The organism is Synechococcus sp. HIMB2401 (assembly GCF_042883245.1).
GTDB lineage: Bacteria > Cyanobacteriota > Cyanobacteriia > PCC-6307 > Cyanobiaceae > Parasynechococcus.
This window is the reverse complement of sequence record NZ_JBDJKK010000002.1, coordinates 97,485-110,843: the sequence shown is the minus strand read 5'-3', so window position 1 is coordinate 110,843 and position 13,359 is coordinate 97,485. Positions and strand designations below refer to the sequence as shown.

Below are 13,359 nucleotides of genomic sequence, written 5' to 3'. Positions count from 1 at the left end.
TGACGGAAGTCGACTCTACGGAGATTCAGCGGAGCAAAGCGGCGGAGACTGGTATCAACTGCAACCTTGTGATGGCGTCATCGACGCTGCGACGCAGCATTGGACCCGGGATCCTCTTGGCCGGTGCCTGCATTGGTGGATCCCACTTGATGTCGTCCACCACGGCGGGAGCCCGATTCGGCTTTGCGCTGGTGGGCCTGATCTTGCTCACCAATCTGATCAAGTACCCGTTCCTGCGCGTGGGCACCCGCTTCACAGCGGCCACCGGACTGTCGCTGCTGGAGGGTTTCCAGAAATGCAATCCCCTCTACCTGCCGCTGTACCTGGTGGTGAGCCTGGTCACCGGCACCTTTACCATCGCGGCGGTGAGTTTTGTGGCGGGGCTGCTGCTCACCAATATCCCTCTGCTGGCGGGGCTCGACCCCTACGGACTGTCCATTGCCGTGCTGGTGGTGAGTGGCTTGGTGCTGCTGCTGGGGCATTACCGGGCGCTCGACCGTCTCTCCAAGCTGTTGGTGGTGCTGCTCACCCTGCTCACGGGGGTGGCGGCTGCATCACTGCTGATCCGCGGCCCCGTCGGTGATGTGGCAGCCAGTTGGGTCAGCACGGATCCCAGCCCCTGGACCCTGGCCAACCTGGCCTTCCTGATTCCCCTGATGGGCTGGATGCCCGGACCGGTGGAGATGTGCGTGTGGCCATCGTTGTGGATGTTCTCCCGGGCGCGCGACACCGAGCACACCGCGACGCCGAAGGAGGCCGAGTTCGATTTCAACCTCGGCTATGGCGTCACCGTGGTGACGGCGATGTTCTTCGTGATCCTGGGCGCCTACACGATGTACGGCAGCGGTGACGGAATGCTCGCCGGCAGTGGCGTGTCCTTCGCCCAGAAGCTGATCAAGCTCTACACCGCCGCCATGGGTGGTTGGGCGGCCTGGGTGATCATCCCGGCGGCCTTTTCCGCCATGTTCAGCACCACCCTCACCTGCCTCGATGCCTACCCCCGCAGCATTGCGGCGATCCAGGGGTTGCTGCGTCATCACGACAGTGGGGATTCAGCGCCGGGGCCCATGCAGCGTCGCTTCGACATCTGGGTGATCGTGCATTTCCTGGCCGCTGTGCTGGCGCTGGTGGTGGCCAAGAGCGGCGGAATCGGCGTGAAGGATTTCGTCTTCGGGGCGATGACCGGCAGCTTCCTCACCGCTCCTCTGTTCGCCTGGATGGCGATGGACACGATCAACAGCAGCCTGGTGCCGGCTGAGCACCGCTATGGCCGCTTGACCCGGGCTTTCTGCTGGTTCGGTCTGCTGTTTTTCAGTGGCTTCAGCCTGCTGTTCATCGGTCGCTTCTTCCTTGGCCTCGGTGGCTGATTTCGCCCTTGCTTCAACAAAAAACCCCTGCCGTGGGCAGGGGCTGGGCTTCCGTTCTTCTTGTCTTGGTGTGTTGGGCTTGTCCAGCACAAGGCTTAGTGCTCAGGTTCTGATTCAGGACCTGATCAGCTCTCCACCTTCACCGAAACGCTGGTGTGTTCCACCGCTTTGCCGGCGTTGATTTCAAGAATGCCGTCCCGATAGCTGGCCTTGAGCTGGTCGCGATCGAGGCTCTGGGGGAAACGGAAGCTGCGGCTCCAGGTGCCGCTGCGGAATTCGCTCAGCAGCGGTGCGTTGCTGTCGTCGCTGCCTGTGGCTGGGCGTTCAGCGCTGATCACCAGGTTGCGATCGGTGGCCTTGACGTCGATGGAGTCGCGGTCCACCCCGGGCAGTTCCAGTTGCACGGTGTAGCTGGTCTCGGTTTCGCGGATTTCGGCGTTGGGAACGCGCTCAGCGGTGGCCAGTTGCTGCTCGAGACGCTCGAACAGATCAAAGGGGGATTGGCGCAGGGTCAGCATGATGGTGGCTCCGAAGAATGAACATCTGCGGACTGGGTTGATCGCCCGCCATCACAATCTGCGCCGCTTGGATGAGAACCAGAAGCGTGAGAACCGTCCTTTTTGATTCGGTCTGTACCACCAGGTTCGGCTGGCACCACAGGGATGGTGTTGAAACCGAATCTCCTTAAAGCCACCACCAGTCGCAGAAGCAGGCCGCCTGGCCGCAGATCCGCTCTTCTGCATCCCAGAGGGTCCAGATCCGGGCCTTGTTGATCATGAATCGCCGCCCTTTGCGGCTGATGCGAATGCCGCGATAGTTCTGAACGGCATCGAGGCGTTTGGCCTGGCCCAGGGCGCTGCTGCGTTCCGCCCGTTCGCTGTCCGGGGCGGTGAGCCGTGAGGGCATGCCAATCAGCCCATCCCAGTGGCTGTCCCACAGCTGCAGGGCCGCAGCGTTGGCGTAACTGAGTGAGGGATCCTGCTCAGTGCCGTGAGCCAGCACCGGAAAGCCGCAGGCAAACAGGTTCTGGCAAAGCAGCCGCTTCGGCTGGCCCGGTTGTGCGGAGGCGATCAGCGGCCTGCTGAAGGCCCGTTGATGCGATTGCAGCAGCACTGCGGCGAGCCTTTGTTTGTCGGCGGTGAGCCAGGCGGCTTCACGGGCCATGGCTCTGCTCCGCGTCAGCTGCCGGCTGCCATGGCCTGCAGCATCGCCTTCTGGGCACTGGCCTGGCCATGGGCCTTGAGGTTGTTCAGGAAGGTGCTGCGCGCATCGGCGAAGCGTGGGTCTTCGGCCAGCGGCAGCTCTCCGGCGGCATCGAGGCCCGTGTCGCCCTCCATGGCTGGGGTGATCACCACTAGGTCGCCATCGAGGCTGCGGTTGTAGCGCCACCACAGGGCCGGGTCCTGCACCGCCGCATGGGGCGGCAGCGGTGTTGCTTCTTCAGATGTGCTGGCTTTGTTCTCCTCTTTGGCTGCCGCCGCCCGCTCGGCCAGGGCCTTGCGCCGGTGTTCCGCCAGGTCCTCAAGCAGCCGAGCCCGGTTGCGGCCCCGCAGTTGGAACAGCACGAAGGGGTCTTCACTGAAGCGATCCCCCATCAGGAAATACACCGCGCTGATGTGTTTGCAGGGGTTGGCTTTGTCGGGGCAGCTGCACTCGCTGCGCACCTCCTGCAACTTGAACGGGAACAGGCGTTTGCCGCTGGCGGCAAACGCCCGTTCGATGTCGGAGGGCATGATTCCCGCCAGCAGCTGGGCCGACCAGCGGGCTTTCTGGGTCAGCGCTTCCAGCACATAGCCCCAGTCCTCATCGTTGAGCACATCCAGCCAGAGCTTCACCTTGTAGGGCGCTTCATCGGTGCCCTGGACGCGGGCATGCACGCGGCGGCCTTCGAAGCGGATCGAGGTCACATGGCCTTCGCGGGCGTAGCCCCAGGCCCGCTCCAACCGTTTCTTGAAGCGGTAGCCGTTGATCAGCTCCATCCACTGCTCGACCCACCAGGGCTGTTGGCCCAGGCCGTCGTCGCCGATGGCGGTGATGCCGTTGTTGCTGCCGTTGCTGAGGGTCATGGTCAGGTGTCCTCCAAGGCGACGAGATCGCGCAATTGATCGCCACCGAGGCTTCCCAGCCAATCCTCGCCGGAGCCGATCACATCCTCAGCCAGGCGTGATTTCTCACGGATCATGCGATCGATCTTTTCCTCCACCGAGCCGCTGGTGATGAATTTGTGCACCATCACCCGGTTGGTCTGGCCGATCCGATAGGCCCGGTCGGTGGCCTGGTTTTCCACAGCCGGGTTCCACCAGCGGTCGATGTGGAACACGTGGCTGGCCCGGGTGAGGTTGAGGCCTACACCACCAGCTTTCAACGAGAGCAGGAACAGCTGCGGACCGCGGGGATCCTCCTGGAAGCGATCCACCATTGCCTGGCGCTCGCTCTTGCGGGTGCCGCCGTGCAGGAAGGGAACTTCCGATTTCCAGCGCTGCTGCATCCAGGCCTGCAGCAGATGCCCCCATTCGGCGAACTGCGTGAACAGCAGGGCCCGATCGCCCGCTTCGATCACCTCATCGAGGATTTCCTCAAGCCGCTGCAGTTTGGCCGAACGGCCCAGGAAGCCATCGTCCACGGCCCCTTCGCTCAGGGCCAGGGCGGGATGGTTGCAGATCTGTTTCAGCCGGGTGAGCAGGGCCAGCACCTGCCCGTGGCGCTGCCCGCGCGGTGCCCGTGCAATGGCATCGAGGGTGTCTTCCACGGTCTTGCTGTACAGGGATTTCTGCTCCTTGCTCAGCCCCACCCATTCGCTCAGCTCCACCTTCTCCGGCAGGTCGGAAATGATCGTTTTGTCGGTTTTCAGCCGGCGCAGGATGAACGGACCCACGCGGCCTTTGAGGTCTCGCAGGGACGACATGTCCCCATACCGTTCGATCGGCATCCGGTAGCGCTGGCGGAAGAAGTCCTCTTCCCCCAGCACCTTGGGGTTGAGGAAGTCCATCAAGGCCCACAGTTCGCTCACCCGGTTCTCCACGGGGGTGCCGGTGAGGGCAATGCGGAAGCGGTTGCTCTTGCTGCGGCCGGGTCGGGCCAGATCCCGGGCGGCCTGGCTCTGTTTGGCGCCGGGGTTCTTGATCGCCTGGGCTTCGTCAATCACCACCCCCTGCCAGTCCTGGGTTTCCAGCAGTTCGCTGTCCCGCTGCAGCAGTCCGTAGCTGGTCAGCACCAGATCCACCTCCTTCAACGCTTTTTTGAGTTCTGCGGGTGTGGAGGGGCGGCGGGGGCCGTAATGCTCGGTGACCTTCAACTCCGGGGTGAACGATTCCGCCTCCCGTCGCCAGTTGGTAAGCACCGAGGTGGGGGCCACCAGCAGCACTGGGCGCTTCAGTTCCTGCTCCGCTTTGAGGTGCTGCAGAAACGCCAGCAGCTGAATGGTTTTGCCCAGGCCCATGTCGTCAGCCAGGCAGGCCCCCTGGTCGAAGCGGTGCAGGAAGGCGAGCCAGCCGAGGCCCCGCTCCTGATAGGGCCGCAGCTGCCCGCTGAATCCCTCGGGAGCCGGCAGGGGGTCGGGCGCCTTCTGCTGGTGGTATTGCTCCAGCACCGATTGGAGCCTTGGGCCGGCGTCGAAGCGGTGCACCGGCATCCGCATCAGCAGTTCCCCTTCCGTTCCCGTCAGCCGCAGCGCGTCGTCGAGGCTCAGTTCCGGTTTCGCGCCACAGAAGCGTTCGGCGTTCTTGAGGTCGTTGGGCCGCAGTTCGATCCAGGCCCCCTTGTGGCGCACCAGGGGGCTGCGCTTGCCGCTCAGACGCTCCAGTTCCCGCAGGGTGAGGGTCACCCCGCCGATCATCAGATCCCACTCCCAGTCAAGACATTCGCCCAGGGTGAAGCCGCGGGACCGCTCTGGAAGTTCGGCCTTGATCGACAGGCCTAGCCGGCTGGCCAGGCCGCCGGAGAGGCTGGGCGGCAGCTCCACCCCCACACCTGCATCCCGCAGCTGGCGGGCAGCCGTGCGCACCAGCACGAAGGCTTCGGCCGGGGTCAGCTGCATCGTGTCCGGCGTCGCGCTCTCCAGCCCCCGTTCGATCGGTGGGAACACCGTCAGGGCGCGTCCGAGGCCTTCCAGCAGCACTTCGCCCGGTTGATCCACCTGGATCTCCCCCAGTTGCAGCATCTCGGCGCCGGAGGCCCAGGCTGCGGCGGCCGGGAGCTTCAGGCTGGGGTCGGCTTCCGCCTGCAGCCCGAAGCGCAGCTCCCAGAGATCCTCCCCATCCGTTGGGGTGTGCAGTTCAAGGCAGGTGCGGGCCGCAGCAAAACCGCCGGCGATGCCTTCCCTCCAGTGATGGCTGGCGGTGGCCAGGCGTTCAGCCTCTTCATCACCGATCTCGATCACCCCGGTCTCCGACCCCAGGGCCTCCTGCCAGAGGGTCAGCAGGGGATCGAGTCCATCAGTGGATGGTTCAAAGTCCTTGCGCAGCTGCGCGTCCACCAGGTCTTCCAGCAGCGTCGCCACCCGCAGGCGTCCGCTGCGGGGCCGGCAGCTGGCCACAGGGTTGGCGGCACGCATGGCCTCCGGTCGCAACCGGGTGGTGCGGTTGCTGCGGCGCCCCAGGGGTTCACGCCAGGGCAAGGCGCAGGTGGCCACCAGGGGCAGGCTGGCCGCTAGATCCTCCAGTCGGCGCCGGTCTTCTTCCCGGTTGAGCAGCGGCACCCAGCGGGCCCGATGCGGATAGCCCTCACCTTTGCTGAGCTCCATCTGGGGAATCCAGCGGCCCCGGGCCACCAGGCTCAGGGCCCAGCGCTGCAGATGGCTCCACCAGCGCAGTTCGTCAGCCAGGTCTGGATTGGTGCCGGAGAGGGGCAATCGGGACAGCCACTCCGTGGCCGCTGATGGTTCCACCGCGAGCCCTTGCACCTGCCAGGGCCACCATTCGGTTTGCTTGGGGATTGGTTCGCCGGCCTGCATTGGTAGCCCGGTCCAGCCCGGTGGTTCCGGCGTTGGCTCCTCTTTTTTGCTGCGGCTTTTGCGCGGCTTCACCGTGCGGCTCGGCAGGGTGAGACAGGCCGTGGCATCAATGCAGCCGCCCGGCAAAAGATCGCGTTCGCTCAGCCAGGCCCTGAGGTCGTCGTGGCTGAGGGTGAAGGGGTGCAGCGCGGGGGTGAGGCCGGGGCCTTCCGGTGTGGCCACCCGCCAGGTGTCAGCCCAAACGAGCAGTGCCGGTTGACCGGAACTGCTGGAGGTGCGGATGGCGGGAAGCCAGGTGGCGTGCAGCAGGCTCATGGCCGCGACGCGGGCAGGAAGCGGAGGGTGCCGTGGAGCAGGAGAGCACTGCCGATCAACGGCAGCCAGGCCTGAAGTAGCTCCAGTAGTAATGATGTCAGGCCATCGACCTGCCAGTTGTCAAGGGCTAGGGGCATGCCGAGGCTGCGCAACCCGCAGACCGCCCCCACCAGACCCGCCTGCAAATGCCCGTCATCAGGGTCCACCCGTTGCAGGTGGAAGGCCAGCAGGCCGTAAAAGAGGCCACAACCGCCCGAACGCACCGCAGCTTCCAGACCCCAGGGCAAGCTCAGCAGCCCGGCGCTGATCCCGGCAGCCAGCGCCCAACCGATCGACTGCAGCCGCAGTCGCTGGCGAATCTCGGGATCACTGGGTGGAACGGCCACGGGTGCCGGCGGTTCAAAGGCGATCATGACGGCAGGATCCCCCTTTCCTGTCATGGTTGCCGCCGCATCGTCGTCTTCTGCAGCGTCTGCACCGCGCAGTGGGGAGGAGATCCGTGAGGCCTTTCTCAACTTCTATGCCGAGCGCGGCCACAAGCGGATGGCCAGCGCCTCATTGATTCCCGAAGACCCAACGGTGCTGCTCACCATTGCGGGAATGCTGCCGTTCAAGCCGGTTTTTCTGGGCCAGCAGGAGCGACCCGCGCCCCGGGCCACCAGTTCGCAGAAGTGCATCCGCACCAACGACATCGAGAACGTGGGGCGCACGGCCCGGCATCACACCTTTTTCGAGATGCTCGGCAACTTCTCGTTTGGGGATTACTTCAAGCAGCAGGCGATTGAGTGGGCCTGGGAGCTCAGCACCGGCGTTTACGGCATCGACCCCAAGAACCTGGTGGTGAGCGTCTTCCGGGAAGACGACGAAGCCGAGCAGATCTGGCGCGATGTGGTGGGGGTGAACCCCAAGCGGATCATCCGCATGGATGAGGCCGACAACTTCTGGGCCTCCGGCCCCACCGGCCCCTGTGGCCCCTGCTCGGAGATCTATTACGACTTCAAACCCGAGCTCGGGGATGAGGGCATCGATCTCGAGGACGACGACCGTTTCATCGAGTTCTACAACTTGGTGTTCATGCAGTACAACCGCGACGCGGAGGGCACCCTCACGCCGTTGGCCAACCGCAACATCGACACCGGCATGGGCCTTGAGCGGATGGCTCAGATCCTGCAGAAGGTTCCCAACAACTACGAAACCGATCTGATCTTTCCGCTGATCCAAGCGGCCGCGGATCTGGCGGGGGTCGACTACCACCAGCTCAACGACAAGGGCAAGACGTCGTTGAAGGTGATCGGCGACCACAGCCGTGCGGTGACACAGCTGATCTGCGATGGCGTCACCGCCAGTAACCTGGGCCGCGGCTACATCCTGCGGCGTCTGCTGCGCCGGGTGGTGCGCCATGGCCGCCTGCTGGGCATCGGCAAACCCTTCCTCGTCACCATGGGCGAGGCGGCGATTGCCCTGCTGAAGGGGGCCCACCCCAGCGTGATCGAGCGCCAGGAGGTGATCCTGGCCGAGCTCCAGCGGGAGGAAGCCCGCTTCCTTGAGACCCTTGAGCGCGGCGAGAAGTTGCTGGCGGAGGTGCTGGCCTCCAAGCCCACCCAGATCAGCGGTGCCCAGGCCTTTGAGCTGTACGACACCTATGGCTTCCCGCTGGAGCTCACCCAGGAGATCGCCGAGGAGCAGGGCCTGGCCGTTGACCTCGATGGCTTCGAGGCGGCGATGGAGGAACAGCGCCAGCGGGCCAAGGCGGCCGCGGTGAGCATCGATCTCACTCTGCAGGATGCGATCGACCAGGTGGTGGCGGATCAGGCGGCTACCTGTTTCGAGGGCTATGAAGCCCTCGATCACGCCTCCTGTGTGCAGGCGTTGGTGGTGAACGGTGAACCAGCCAGCACCGCCAAGGCGGGCGATGCGGTTCAGGTGGTGCTCGACACCACGCCGTTCTATGGAGAAGGCGGCGGTCAGGTGGGTGATCGCGGCGTGCTTGCGGGCAGCGATCTGATTGTTCGGATTGAGTCGGTGAGCCGCAGCCGCGATGTCTTCGTCCATGCAGGGCGGGTGGAACGCGGCGAGCTCGCCTTGGGCGACACCGTGAAGGCCCAGGTGGACCGTGCTTGCCGGCGTCGGGCCCAGGCGAATCACACCGCCACCCACCTGCTGCAGGCAGCGCTCAAGCAGGTGGTGGATCCAGGCATCGGCCAGGCCGGATCACTGGTGGATTTCGATCGCCTGCGTTTCGACTTCCACTGCCCTACGGCGGTGACGGCGGATCAGTTGCAGCAAGTTGAAACCCTGATCAACGGTTGGATCAACGAGGCCCATGCGCTGCAGGTGCAGGAGATGGCGATCGATCAGGCTAAGGCGGCCGGTGCCGTGGCGATGTTCGGTGAGAAGTACGCCGATGTGGTGCGGGTGGTCGACGTCCCCGGTGTGTCGATGGAGCTCTGCGGCGGCACCCACGTGGCCAACACCGCTGAGATCGGCCTGTTCAAGATCGTGGCGGAAAGTGGCGTCGCCGCCGGTATCCGCCGGATTGAAGCCGTCGCTGGTCCCGCTGTGCTCGCGTATCTGAACGAGCGCGATGCAGTGGTGAAGCAGCTGGGGGATCGCTTCAAGGCGCAGCCGGCCGAGATCGTGGATCGTGTGGCGGCCCTTCAGGAAGAGCTCAAGGCCACCGGCAAGGCGCTGGCCGCGGCTCAGGCGGAACTGGCGGTGGCGAAAGCCGGCGCTCTGGCCGCTAAGGCCGAGGCCGTGGGCGACTTCCAACTGCTGGTGGAACGCCTCGACGGCGTGGATGGCGCTGGTTTGCAGGGTGCAGCCCAGAGCCTGGCGGATCAGCTGGGGGATGGTGCGGCCGTGGTGATCGGCGGTCTGCCGGATCCTGGCGACATGGGCAAGGTGATCCTGGTGGCGGCCTTCGGCAAGCAGGTGATCGCAGCCAAGCTCCAGGCCGGCAAGTTCATCGGCGGCATTGCCAAACAGTGCGGCGGTGGCGGCGGTGGACGCCCGAACCTGGCCCAGGCCGGGGGACGCGATGGTGCTGCCCTCCCTGCTGCTCTTGAGTTCGCTCGCTCCGAGCTGGCGGCAGCGTTGGCTTAGTCCTGAAGGTAGGTGGTCTGTCGCAGGCTGCTTTCGAGGTGATCCAGCAGCCGGCGTGACTCGTCGATGCGCAGCTGGCCGTTGTTGATGGCCGCTTCCGCCGCCACCCGCAACCGCTCCAGCAAGGCACGGGGGTCGTGCTCCATGGCCTCCAGCACATCGGCATTGGTGTCACCCCGCACGACGTGGTCAATGCGATAGCTACCGCCTGGGCTCAGACGGATGTGAACGGCGTTGGTGGTGCCAAACAGGTTGTGCAGATTGCCCATCACTTCCTGATATGCACCGCTTAGGAACAGGCCGATCAGATAGGGGTTGTTGCCGTCGAGTTCGTGCAGCTCAAGCAGCTGTTTGGGTTGTCCATCTCCGATGAAGCGATCCAGACGACCATCGGAATCACAGGTGAGATCGGCGAGGTTGGCCAGTCGCGTCGGCCGTTGATCCAGTTGCTGGATGGGCACCACTGGAAACAGCTGGTCGATGGCCCAGGTGTCGGGTGCTGAGCGGAAGATCGACAGGTTGGCGTAATACGTTCTCGCCAAAGCCTTGTTCAGAGCTGCGAGCTCTTCTGGGATGGCTTGATCCTTGGGCAGTCGCTGCGCAATCGCATCAGCACAGGCCCACGTCAGTTGTTCAGCGGTGGCGCGGTCGGGCAGCCCCATGTACCCGAGCCGGAATGCGGCCAGCGCATCCTGCTTGAACTTCAAGGCGTCGTTCCAGGCTTCCTGCAGACGCACCAATTGTGCATCCGCTGTCGCCGACAACTCCTGAATCGTGGCGAGGGTGTCCCGCAGGTTGCGAACGGTGAGTGGTTCATCTCCGCTGGCCTTGGGAACCGATGCCGGCAGTGCGCTGCTGCCCAGCACGTCGAACACCAGCAGGGAGAAATGACTGGCAATGGCGCGGCCGCTTTCGCTCACCAGCGTGGGTACGGCCACACCATTGGGTTCGCAGCATTCCCGCACCGTGGCCACAACGTCGTTGGCGTAGTTCTGCAGCGAGTAGTTCGTGGATGCTGCTGATGCGGTGCGGCTGCCGTCGTAGTCGATGCCGAGTCCACCACCCACATCCAGGAACCCCATCGGAGCCCCCAGTCGGGTGAGCTCCACATAGATCTGCCCCGCCTCCTGGAGGGCGTCTTTGAGCACGGCGATGTCGTTGATCTGGCTGCCGATGTGGAAGTGCAGCAGGCGCAGATCGGGGAGCAGGTTGTTCTCCCGCAGCCGCTCCACTGTGGCCAGCAACTCGGGAATCGAAAGGCCGAATTTGGCCTTGTCGCCGACGGAGCTGCCCCAACGCCCCGTGCTGCGGCTGGAGAGCTTGGCCCGCACACCGATGTAGGGCGCTGCTCCCAGGCTTTTGCTGGCTTCGATAATCCGGTCGACTTCGTCCGGCTGTTCAATCACCACCACCGGTTGCCGTCCAAGACGTCGCGCCAGGATCGCTGTCTCGATGTAGAGCCGATCCTTGTAGCCGTTGCAGATCAACAACGCCTCGGGGTCGTCCAGCAGCGAGAGGGCGATCAGCAGTTCCGCTTTGCTGCCCGCTTCCAGCCCGAAGTTCCAGCGTTTGCCGCAGCTCACCAACTCTTCCACCACGTGGCTTTGCTGGTTGCACTTCACCGGGAAGACACCCTGGTACCGGCCGGGGTAGCTGTACTGCGCGATGGCGCGTTCAAAGGCGGCGTGGAGCCGCTCCAAACGGTCTTCGAGGATGTCGTCGAAGCGAATCAGCAGCGGCAGCGCCAGGTTGCGGCTTTTCAGCTCCGACACCAGATCCACCAGATCCAGGCTGCCGCCGCGATCCCCTTGGGGTTGAACGCTGATGTGGCCGCGCCCATTGATGGAGAAATACGGATCGCCCCAGCGGTCGAGGCCGTACAGCGCAGCACTGTCCTGAATCGACCAGTGATCGCTGTCTGACACCTGCGTCTGCTTGAAGTGGATGGCCGGAATCTAGGGACATTCCCTGCGCTGCCCAAGGCCTGTGCTTGCCAAGCGGGGTGGCCAGCACTGACGATGGCGGCGCTTTTTATTCACACCAATCCATGGCCGAACGCACGTTCATCGCCATCAAGCCCGACGGCGTCCAGCGCGGCCTGGTGGGCGAGATCCTCGGCCGCTTTGAGCGCAAGGGCTTCAAGCTGGTGGGTCTGAAGCAGATCACTCCCAGCCGCGCCCTGGCTGAACAGCACTACGGCGTCCACAAGGAGCGTCCCTTCTTTGCTGGTCTGGTCGATTTCATCACCTCCGGCCCCGTGGTGGCCATGGTCTGGGAAGGCGATGGTGTGATCGCCAGTGCCCGCAAGCTGATCGGTGCCACCAAGCCCCTCGAGGCTGAGCCCGGCACCATTCGTGGCGATCTGGCCGTCAACATCGGCCGCAACGTCATCCACGGTTCCGATGCTGCGGAAACCGCTGCTTTCGAGATCGGCCTCTGGTTTGAAGCCTCTGAGCTGAACGACTGGTCTCCTTCCGATCAGGAGTGGCGCGTCGAAGCCTGATCGCTCAGTTTTCGAACCGGTTCCAGCGGAATGCCCCTAACAACGCCTCTTCGGCGGCGTTGGGGGCTTTTTTCATGACGCCGCCGGCCGTGAGCTCAGCCGTGATGGCGGCAAGCAGAACGCCATTGCGGTGATGCCCACAGGCCAGCCATAAACCGGGTAGCGGACCAGGGCCGAGCAAGGGGCCTTCATCGGGCGTGCAGGGCCGGAACCCCCACCAACGCTCCATCGGGGGCCATGTGGCCGCTGTTGGCAGCAGGCTGGCGATGCCCGCTTGCAGTTGTTTCTGGCCATCGGGCGTGAGCCCTTCGGCAAATCCGGCGTCCCGTTCGCTGGTGGCCCCCACCACGATCAATCCGTCTTCGCGTGGAACCAGATAGGTGCCGGGGCCGAAGATCACTCGCTTCAGTGCCTCCCGCGGACCCTGCAGCGACAGCATCTGCCCTTTCACCGGGAACACGGGCAGTTGCGGCACCAGTTGTTGGCTCCAGGCGCCACTGCAGAGCACCGCTTGCTGGCAGCGCAGTTGTTGCTGTTCTCCTTCGGCGCTTCGCAGATGGATGCCGCAGAGCTGTCCGGCGGACTCCCGCGCCAGATCAAGCACTTCGGCCCCTTCCATGAACTGCACGCCCAGGGACACGCAGGCCCGCTCCAGGGCCCGCATCAACTGCCTGCGGTTGTCGATCTGGCCGTCCTGCTCGAACAGCAGCCCGGTGCTCCACTCCGGCCCCAAGCCTGCGACTTCCCGCTCAAGGCCGGTGCGGTCCAGGGTTTGCCCAAGGCTGGCGGTGGGGTAGGCGTCCCGCTCGGTCGCTGTTCGGAACGGCACCACGATGCCGCTGGTGCGCAGGCCGCAGCTCAGGCCGCTGTCCGCCTCGATCTGCGCCACCCAGCGGGGGATCAGCGCGAGGCTGGCTTGACCCAGCTCCAACAGGTTGCCGCTCAAGCCTTCGGCATGGGGCGCCAGCATCCCTGCAGCCACAAAGCCTGCCGCTTCGCTGCGGCGGCGGCTGATCACGGTCACGCTCTGATCGCGACGGGCCAGCTGATGGGCAACGGCTAAGCCCATCAGTCCCCCGCCCAAAACACAGACGGCTGAGGCAGAGGCGGCAGTCATGCGC

Annotated in this window: 10 protein-coding genes; 3 read left to right on the top strand and 7 right to left on the bottom strand. The window is 64.7% G+C overall.

Going from position 1 to position 13,359, the window contains the following annotated elements; genetic code table 11:
* The first annotated feature begins 71 nt into the window (after positions 1 to 71).
* Entirely contained in the window at positions 72 to 1,367 is a 1,296-nt protein-coding gene (locus tag AAXE93_RS05495) for an NRAMP family divalent metal transporter (protein WP_115131637.1), read from the top strand.
* A 125-nt stretch (positions 1,368 to 1,492) separates the two neighbouring features.
* Here AAXE93_RS05495 and AAXE93_RS05490 read toward each other — a convergent pair whose 3' ends face one another.
* The 5 genes from AAXE93_RS05490 to AAXE93_RS05470 form a co-directional block, all read right to left on the bottom strand.
* Positions 1,493 to 1,885: an Hsp20/alpha crystallin family protein gene (locus AAXE93_RS05490; protein ID WP_006849794.1), complete on the bottom strand. Its 393-nt coding sequence runs from the start codon at positions 1,883 to 1,885 to the stop codon at positions 1,493 to 1,495.
* Positions 1,886 to 2,051: 166 nt separating this feature from the next.
* A complete protein-coding gene (locus AAXE93_RS05485; RefSeq protein WP_390128881.1) occupies positions 2,052 to 2,531 on the bottom strand; it encodes an MEKHLA domain-containing protein in 480 nt (159 codons plus the stop codon).
* A 14-nt stretch (positions 2,532 to 2,545) separates the two neighbouring features.
* Complete coding sequence (locus tag AAXE93_RS05480) at positions 2,546 to 3,433, bottom strand: SWIM zinc finger family protein (RefSeq protein WP_115131316.1); 888 nt, start codon at positions 3,431 to 3,433, stop codon at positions 2,546 to 2,548.
* A gap of 2 nt (positions 3,434 to 3,435) precedes the next feature.
* On the bottom strand, positions 3,436 to 6,633 hold the full coding sequence (locus AAXE93_RS05475) for a DEAD/DEAH box helicase (RefSeq protein WP_390128878.1): 3,198 nt from the start codon (positions 6,631 to 6,633) through the stop codon (positions 3,436 to 3,438).
* A complete protein-coding gene (locus AAXE93_RS05470; protein WP_390128876.1) occupies positions 6,630 to 7,046 on the bottom strand; it encodes a hypothetical protein in 417 nt (138 codons plus the stop codon). The genes AAXE93_RS05475 and AAXE93_RS05470 overlap by 4 nt, the downstream gene beginning before the upstream one ends.
* 25 nt (positions 7,047 to 7,071) lie before the next feature.
* On the opposite strand from AAXE93_RS05470, the gene alaS reads away from it, so the two are divergent.
* Positions 7,072 to 9,735, top strand: a complete 2,664-nt coding sequence (gene alaS / locus AAXE93_RS05465; RefSeq protein WP_390128875.1) for an alanine--tRNA ligase — start codon at positions 7,072 to 7,074, stop codon at positions 9,733 to 9,735.
* Here alaS and speA read toward each other — a convergent pair.
* The gene (gene speA, locus AAXE93_RS05460; protein WP_390128872.1) at positions 9,732 to 11,660 is read right to left on the bottom strand and encodes a biosynthetic arginine decarboxylase; all 1,929 of its coding nucleotides are present in this window, start codon (positions 11,658 to 11,660) and stop codon (positions 9,732 to 9,734) included. The two genes, alaS and speA, sit on opposite strands and share 4 nt — an antisense overlap.
* Positions 11,661 to 11,782: 122 nt before the next feature.
* Between speA and ndk the strand changes: the two genes are divergently transcribed.
* A complete protein-coding gene (gene ndk, locus AAXE93_RS05455) occupies positions 11,783 to 12,238 on the top strand; it encodes a nucleoside-diphosphate kinase (RefSeq protein ID WP_390128870.1) in 456 nt (151 codons plus the stop codon).
* A gap of 4 nt (positions 12,239 to 12,242) precedes the next feature.
* Here ndk and AAXE93_RS05450 read toward each other — a convergent pair whose 3' ends face one another.
* Positions 12,243 to 13,355 carry an FAD-dependent oxidoreductase gene (locus AAXE93_RS05450; protein WP_390128868.1) on the bottom strand — a complete coding sequence of 371 codons (1,113 nt, stop codon included), beginning with the start codon at positions 13,353 to 13,355 and terminating at the stop codon, positions 12,243 to 12,245.
* Positions 13,356 to 13,359 lie beyond the last annotated feature (4 nt).